Raw genomic sequence first — 6,316 nt, 5'->3', positions numbered from 1 at the left:
AAGAAACCTACGATTGACAAATATAAGGTGGTTTTATACGATTTTATATTGTTTTTTATGGTTTAGAGGGAGCTGGAATGCTAGCTTTACAATATGCGATAATGTGTCCAGAGAGGCTTGTGAAAATTATAGCTGGCGGATTATGTGCATCAGCTGAGTATATGAATCATAAAAATAGTATTTATTGTAGAGATAATGATCAAAATGCTCGTTTAAGAGAAATATTTGCAGTGCTCAGGGACGTAGCTTCTACAATTGATGAGAGGCGTGCCGTAAATAAAGAGTGGACAATGATGTCTTTATATAATGAATCAGCGTATGATGAAATGATTGCTAGACCGAACAGCGGTAAAACAGTATCAAAGCGTCTTGATTATTTTTCTTATAAGGAGTTACCTACATTTGATTTACGTTTACAATTAGAGAATGTAAATATACCAGCCCATATTTACGCTGGAATTTATGATGTACAGTGTCCGTATGAATTTGCAGTGGAAGTAGCGGAGCTTATGCCAAATGCGATAATGTCGACATTTGAATACAGTAATCATTTTCCATTTATTGAGGAGGAAGAAGAGTTTATAAAATTTGTTGAAAGCACGGTCTGTCATGTGAATGGATGATAAAAATTTATAATTTAAAAAGAAAAGGCTGTCTTTAACAGAAATTTGAGACAGCCTTCTTCTTTCATTACCCTACAAATGTTTGATACAGTAAGAAAATATTTAAAATGATAACAAGTACAGCAATGATCCAAGCGATAAAGGTAGTTATGCGGTGGTTAACGAGTGCACCCATAATTTTTTTACTACTTGTAAACATAATAAGTGGTACTAATGCAAAGGCAATACCGAATGATAAGACGACTTGACTCATGACTAGAGCGTAAGTTGGATTTACACCTAAAGCGATAATAACTAATGGTGGAATCATTGTAATAAATCGGCGTAAGTATAACGGAATATGCATTCGAATGAAACCTTGCATAATAATATCACCTGACATTGTACCGACAGAAGAGCTAGATAGTCCTGCTGATAAAAGACCAATTCCAAATAAAGCAGCTGATACAGGACCGACTAAGTTGCTAAACTGGTTAAAAGCGACATCAAGATCTTCGACATGCAAGCCGTTTTTAAAGAATAGTGCAGCAGCAACAATTAACATACTTGCATTAATTGCTCCAGCGATAATCATTGCGATAATGATATCAATAAACTCGAAGCGGAAAATCTTTTTCTTTTGTTCATCATTTGTTCCGACTACGCGGCGCTGTGTTAAGGCGGAATGTAAATAGATTGCGTGCGGCATAACTGTCGCACCTAAAATTCCGGCTGCAAGTAATATACTGTCTACGCCTTGAAATTTTGGGATGAAAAGTCCTGAAAGTAGGGGACTTAATTCCGGTTTTGCATAAAAGACTTGTACACCAAAAGCGATAACAACGATAAAAATCATTCCTGTTATAATCGCTTCTAATGGACGGAAGCCTCTACGTTGAAATTCAAGAATAATAAATGATCCAGCAGCTGTAATTAAAGCAGCTGGTAACATTGGAATTCCAAATAATAAATACAATCCGAGTGCTGCCCCGATAAATTCAGCTAAATCAGTCGCCATAATAACGAGTTCACCTTGTATCCATAAGCCGATGGAAACAGGTTTTGGGAAGTTTTCTCGAGCAATTTCAGGAAGGTTTCTACCTGTAGCGATTCCTAATTTAGCTGATAAAGTTTGGATTAATACAGCCATTAAATTAGAAGCAAGAATTACCCAGAGTAATAAATATCTATATTGTGATCCAGCGGCAATATTTGTCGCGAAATTGCCAGGGTCAATATAAGCGACTGAAGCAATGAAAGCAGGACCTAAGAATGGTAAAAGTCTTTTTAAGCCTTTCGTTTGTCCGCTTAATGCTAAATGCGCTGATTGAACAGTTGTACTTTGAGAAGGGACATGTTCATCTTTTGATATATCTTTATTCATAGTAGTTTTCCCCTTTGAAATGTTAACTTGATGAAATTATTGTAAGTATTCTTATTGTTTATTTCAATACATTTAAATGTATTAGATGATATTTTTATTTGAACATAAATGTTTCCTTAGTGCAAATTATATGTCTTTATACAATGAATGGTGTGGCATTATTAAAAATTGGGAGTTTATGGTGTGATGAGGCGGGGAAACATAATGAATTAAAGGGCTATTTTTGAAATTTATGTGAACATAAAGCCGATAATACAGCATATTAATTGATGGAATTGCATTTGTATGATATATAATATATTGGGATTACAACATAACCACAGTGTTTTGGTGTGTAATCTTGTTTTTTATTTTTGTTAACTGATAGAAAATAGTATAAAGAGAAGGAAATGGGATTCATTTTCTTATTATATATGTTTTGATATGAACGTTAACTTATACATGATTTTAAAAATTAGATAGGTGGTAGAAATACATTGGCAACTACAAAACCATACAGAGTATTACTATATTACATGTACACAACAATTGAAAACCCAGAAGAATTCGCGGCAGAGCATTTAGAATTTTGTAATTCACTTGAGTTAAAAGGAAGAATCCTTGTAGCTAAAGAAGGTATTAACGGAACTTGTTCTGGTACTGTAGAGCAAACAGAGAAATACATGGAAGCAATGAACAATGATCCACGTTTTGACGGTATCGTGTTTAAAATAGATGAAGCTGATGGTCATGCATTCAAGAAAATGCACGTGCGTCCTCGTCCAGAGTTAGTTACACTTCGTCTAGAAGATGACATTAACCCACACGAAATAACTGGGAAGTATTTAGAGCCAAAAGATTTTTATGAAGCAATGAAACAAGAAGATACAGTTATCATTGATGCGCGAAATGATTATGAATTTGATTTAGGTCACTTCAAAGGTGCGATCAAACCTGATATCGAATCATTCCGTGAATTACCAGATTGGATTCGTGAAAATAAAGAAATACTTGAAGGCAAAAAGATTTTAACTTATTGTACAGGTGGAATTCGTTGCGAGAAGTTTTCTGGTTGGTTAGTTCGTGAAGGCTATGAAGATGTAAGTCAGCTTCACGGCGGTATTGTAACGTACGGAAAAGACCCAGAAGTACAAGGTGAGCTTTGGGATGGACAATGTTATGTGTTCGATGAGCGTATCGCTGTACCAGTAAACCAAAAAGAACATGTTATCGTTGGTAAAGACCACTTTACAGGTGAACCTTGTGAGCGCTATGTAAACTGTGCAAATCCAGAATGTAACAAGAAAATTTTATGTTCTGAAGAAAACGAGGCGAAATATTTACGTGCATGTTCTCACGAATGCCGTGTAAGCCCACGTAACCGCTACGTAATACAACATGAATTAACGGAAGAACAAGTAGCTGCTGCATTAGAGAAAATCGAAGCAGAGAAGTAAGAGGGAAAAGGCTAATCTAAATTTTTGGATTAGCCTTTTTTATATTTGATTTTTTGGCGTTTTTTGTCGATAAGTCGATATATTTAAATAATCGCTGATATATTTTGAGTTGCGCCGATATAATTTGAAAATCGCTGATAAAAATTTCAATTACTGTAGCGTACCACATACTTCAATGTAAAAATACTCTTCTTTACTTCTTATCATCTTTCTCTCTCACAGCAGAAAGTACAGTTTGTTTTACCCATGCTTTTCTTCGTTTATGTTGTAGACTCCATTGGTATAAACTTTGCGCACCTAAAATAAGTGAAATGACTATACCGCTAATTGCTATTAACAGCGCGAAAAATTCAAGTGGCGACGAAATTTTGTTTGAATCGGTGTTTCTTAACAGATCAATCATAGTAAAACCTAACATTTGGCCTACTACAGAGTAGAGCGTTAAAATTAATAGTAAAAGGCTATCTTTTTTTGAAGCAACATTTTCTTGATATTTAAACAAACTATCAAGATTTTGTTTTGCATTCGTGTATAAAATCTCGATGTTAAAAAGCTTTCTTAAGCGGAAGAAAATATCTTCACTCTGTGATTGGGATACTAGCTCTAAAGAAAAGTAATTCGCAGTAAATGAATTGATTGCATAAATTAATTGCTCTATTTCATTTGTATCTTGTTCAATGTTTAATTCAGCATAAGCGTTTGCCATTTTCAATAAAACAATTTTATGAAATAGATTTAATAATAAAGCGTAATAAAACTCCCCATACATTTGACTCGCAAGTTTAGTAAATTCGCGTTCTCCTTCATTTGTTACACATGTGAATATATGTTCTTCCATTATGAAATAGCGATTCGGAGCCCATCTTTGGTAAGCGTGTTGTTTTAAATAATCATGAATATAAGGCAGATTATTTGCACTCACATATGCCTTGCCATCACTTGTTAACCCGGAAAGACTAGAAGTACGATAAACATCCACTTCATTCAGTTCCATATCTTCTTTTATAGATAATAAAGTTTGTACGTACATTCGCTGATCTTCAAAGAAAGGAAAGGTTTGAAAGTAAGAACTTCTTAATCTCTTCTTCTCAAAGAAATCTGTTACGCCATGAAATAAATAACCAAAAATGAATCTTTCCACTTGGGAATACTTTTTTCCATTACATTCAATACAAATAGTCTCGTTTGTATCATTTTTAGTTTCAAGTACACGGAAACGGGCCGCAAATTCAATTGCTTCTGATAATGTTATGTTTGGAGCGGTTTCTACTTCTGTCCGAATTGTTAAGAAGCCAAGCTCATAAGGACAAAGTGTTACGTCAATAGAATGAATGTTGAATGGAACGGAAATAAGATTTGTTGTTAAATGTCCAGTTAAGTTAAGATCTTTAGAATAGCGCTGCAATCCTTTTTGATGCTCTGAGTGAGGAAAGAGTATTTTATTTGTAAATGAAAGATAATATGCTTCCATATTTTGATGTGAAACTTGAAACTTTCCGTAGTATGTATTTTCATTTTCAAGATGATCGAGTCGAAAAGGACGAAAGTCATTTTTCTGTAAGAAAGGGAACATATTTTGTTCATAACCAGTTTTAAAAGAAAACGGGAATATAAATTGAAATATAGCTGTTGTTACATCTTTTTCCTCGATTGTATGTATTGCCTCCATTTACATTGTTTCCTTTCCAAATATGCTATAAAAACAACATGCCCAAATTCATTTGAAAATAACCACTGTTTTATACTTGAGTAAGAATGAAAATTCAGCTTATTTAGTAGGGGACATGTATAATGTTATGTATACTGAATGTTATAAAATTGTATTTTGAAAAGGGGGATTTTGTATGCGTATTTTAGTATTAGGAGCGGGAGGCGTTGGAGGATTTTTTGGGGGACGCTTAGTAGAAAAAGGAGAAGATGTTACTTTTCTTGTTCGTAGTAAACGGAAAAAACAATTGGAGGAAAGGGGACTTGTAATCCGAAGTGTTAACGGAGATTTTTCCTTTCAACCGAAATTAATAACGAAAGAAGATCAAACTGCTCCATTTGATGTGATTCTATTTTCAACAAAATCGTATCACTTAAACGAGGCAATTCAAGATTTGAAGCCGTTTGTAGGTGAAAGTACTGTAATCATTCCGTTGCTAAATGGTATTGCTCATGTATCGCTATTACAAAAGGAATTCGGTGAGGAAAAAGTAATTGGTGGTTTATGCTTTATCGAGACGACGTTAAACAATCAAGGAGAAATTGTACAAACTAGCGCTGCAAATAGACTTATGTTTGGAGAAATGAAGTCTCAAGATTCAGAGAGAATAAAGCATATTTCTAAAGCATTTGCAGGTACGAAATCTAGTTTTATTTTAAGTGAAAACATTACGCAAGATATGTGGCATAAATATTTATTTATCACTGTAATGTCAGGTGTGACAACATTAATGCGTGCACCGATAGGACCGATTCGTGAAAGTGAAGGTGGACGCGATTTTATCCAAAACTTATTTGAAGAATGTATGGAAATTATGAGATGTGTAGGAGCACCAATTAAAGATAATATTGTCCAAGAACATATGAAAATAATTGATAAAATTTCGTATAATATGAAGTCATCGATGCAGCGTGATATGGAAAAAGGTTCGTCTATTGAAGCGAAGCACTTACAAGGATACTTACTAGATGTAGCGGAACAATTTTCTATAGAAGCACCATTATTAGGAGCAGTATATCAAAATTTGAAAGTGTATGAAGAAATGACCTTTAACAAATCAGCAATACAATTGGATGTATGAAAAAATAAAAAAGAAAGCAATATATAAGTGTAAAATGTACCCTATAGAATAGACACTTAAAAAAAAGTCTATTCTATAGGGTCTTTCTTGTATAATGAGAGAAAA

General features: G+C 33.9%; 4 protein-coding genes and 1 pseudogene. 3 read left to right on the top strand and 2 right to left on the bottom strand.

The features are described 5' to 3' along the window. Positions 1-68: 68 nt before the first annotated feature. Positions 69-623, top strand: a pseudogene (locus PDQ33_RS27810) (alpha/beta fold hydrolase); the annotation flags it as partial. Positions 624-690: 67 nt separating this feature from the next. Here the strand turns inward: PDQ33_RS27810 and PDQ33_RS27805 are convergent. Continuing rightward, complete coding sequence (locus tag PDQ33_RS27805; protein WP_270757029.1) at positions 691-1,986, bottom strand: Nramp family divalent metal transporter; 1,296 nt, start codon at positions 1,984-1,986, stop codon at positions 691-693. Positions 1,987-2,462: 476 nt separating this feature from the next. Here PDQ33_RS27805 and trhO point away from each other — a divergent pair, with 476 nt between their 5' ends. Then, the gene (gene trhO / locus PDQ33_RS27800) at positions 2,463-3,422 is read left to right on the top strand and encodes an oxygen-dependent tRNA uridine(34) hydroxylase TrhO (RefSeq protein ID WP_000246227.1); all 960 of its coding nucleotides are present in this window, start codon (positions 2,463-2,465) and stop codon (positions 3,420-3,422) included. Between the two features lie 193 nt (positions 3,423-3,615). Here trhO and PDQ33_RS27795 read toward each other — a convergent pair whose 3' ends face one another. After that, the gene (locus PDQ33_RS27795; protein ID WP_061131143.1) at positions 3,616-5,091 is read right to left on the bottom strand and encodes a hypothetical protein; all 1,476 of its coding nucleotides are present in this window, start codon (positions 5,089-5,091) and stop codon (positions 3,616-3,618) included. Between the two features lie 175 nt (positions 5,092-5,266). Here PDQ33_RS27795 and panE point away from each other — a divergent pair, with 175 nt between their 5' ends. Beyond that, a complete protein-coding gene (gene panE / locus PDQ33_RS27790; RefSeq protein WP_061131144.1) occupies positions 5,267-6,211 on the top strand; it encodes a 2-dehydropantoate 2-reductase in 945 nt (314 codons plus the stop codon). Positions 6,212-6,316 lie beyond the last annotated feature (105 nt).

Source organism: Bacillus cereus group sp. Bc031 (genome assembly GCF_027716265.1).
Lineage (GTDB): Bacteria > Bacillota > Bacilli > Bacillales > Bacillaceae_G > Bacillus_A > Bacillus_A paranthracis.
Note: the sequence above shows the minus strand (reverse complement) of the source record. Positions and strands in the feature narration are given on the sequence as shown.

Coding starts and splice junctions, on each gene's coding strand:
- PDQ33_RS27805 (WP_270757029.1), bottom strand. CDS start 1,986: ATGAATAAAGATATATCAAAAGATGAACATGTCCCTTCTCAAAGTACA.
- panE (WP_061131144.1), top strand. CDS start 5,267: ATGCGTATTTTAGTATTAGGAGCGGGAGGCGTTGGAGGATTTTTTGGG.
- PDQ33_RS27795 (WP_061131143.1), bottom strand. CDS start 5,091: ATGGAGGCAATACATACAATCGAGGAAAAAGATGTAACAACAGCTATA.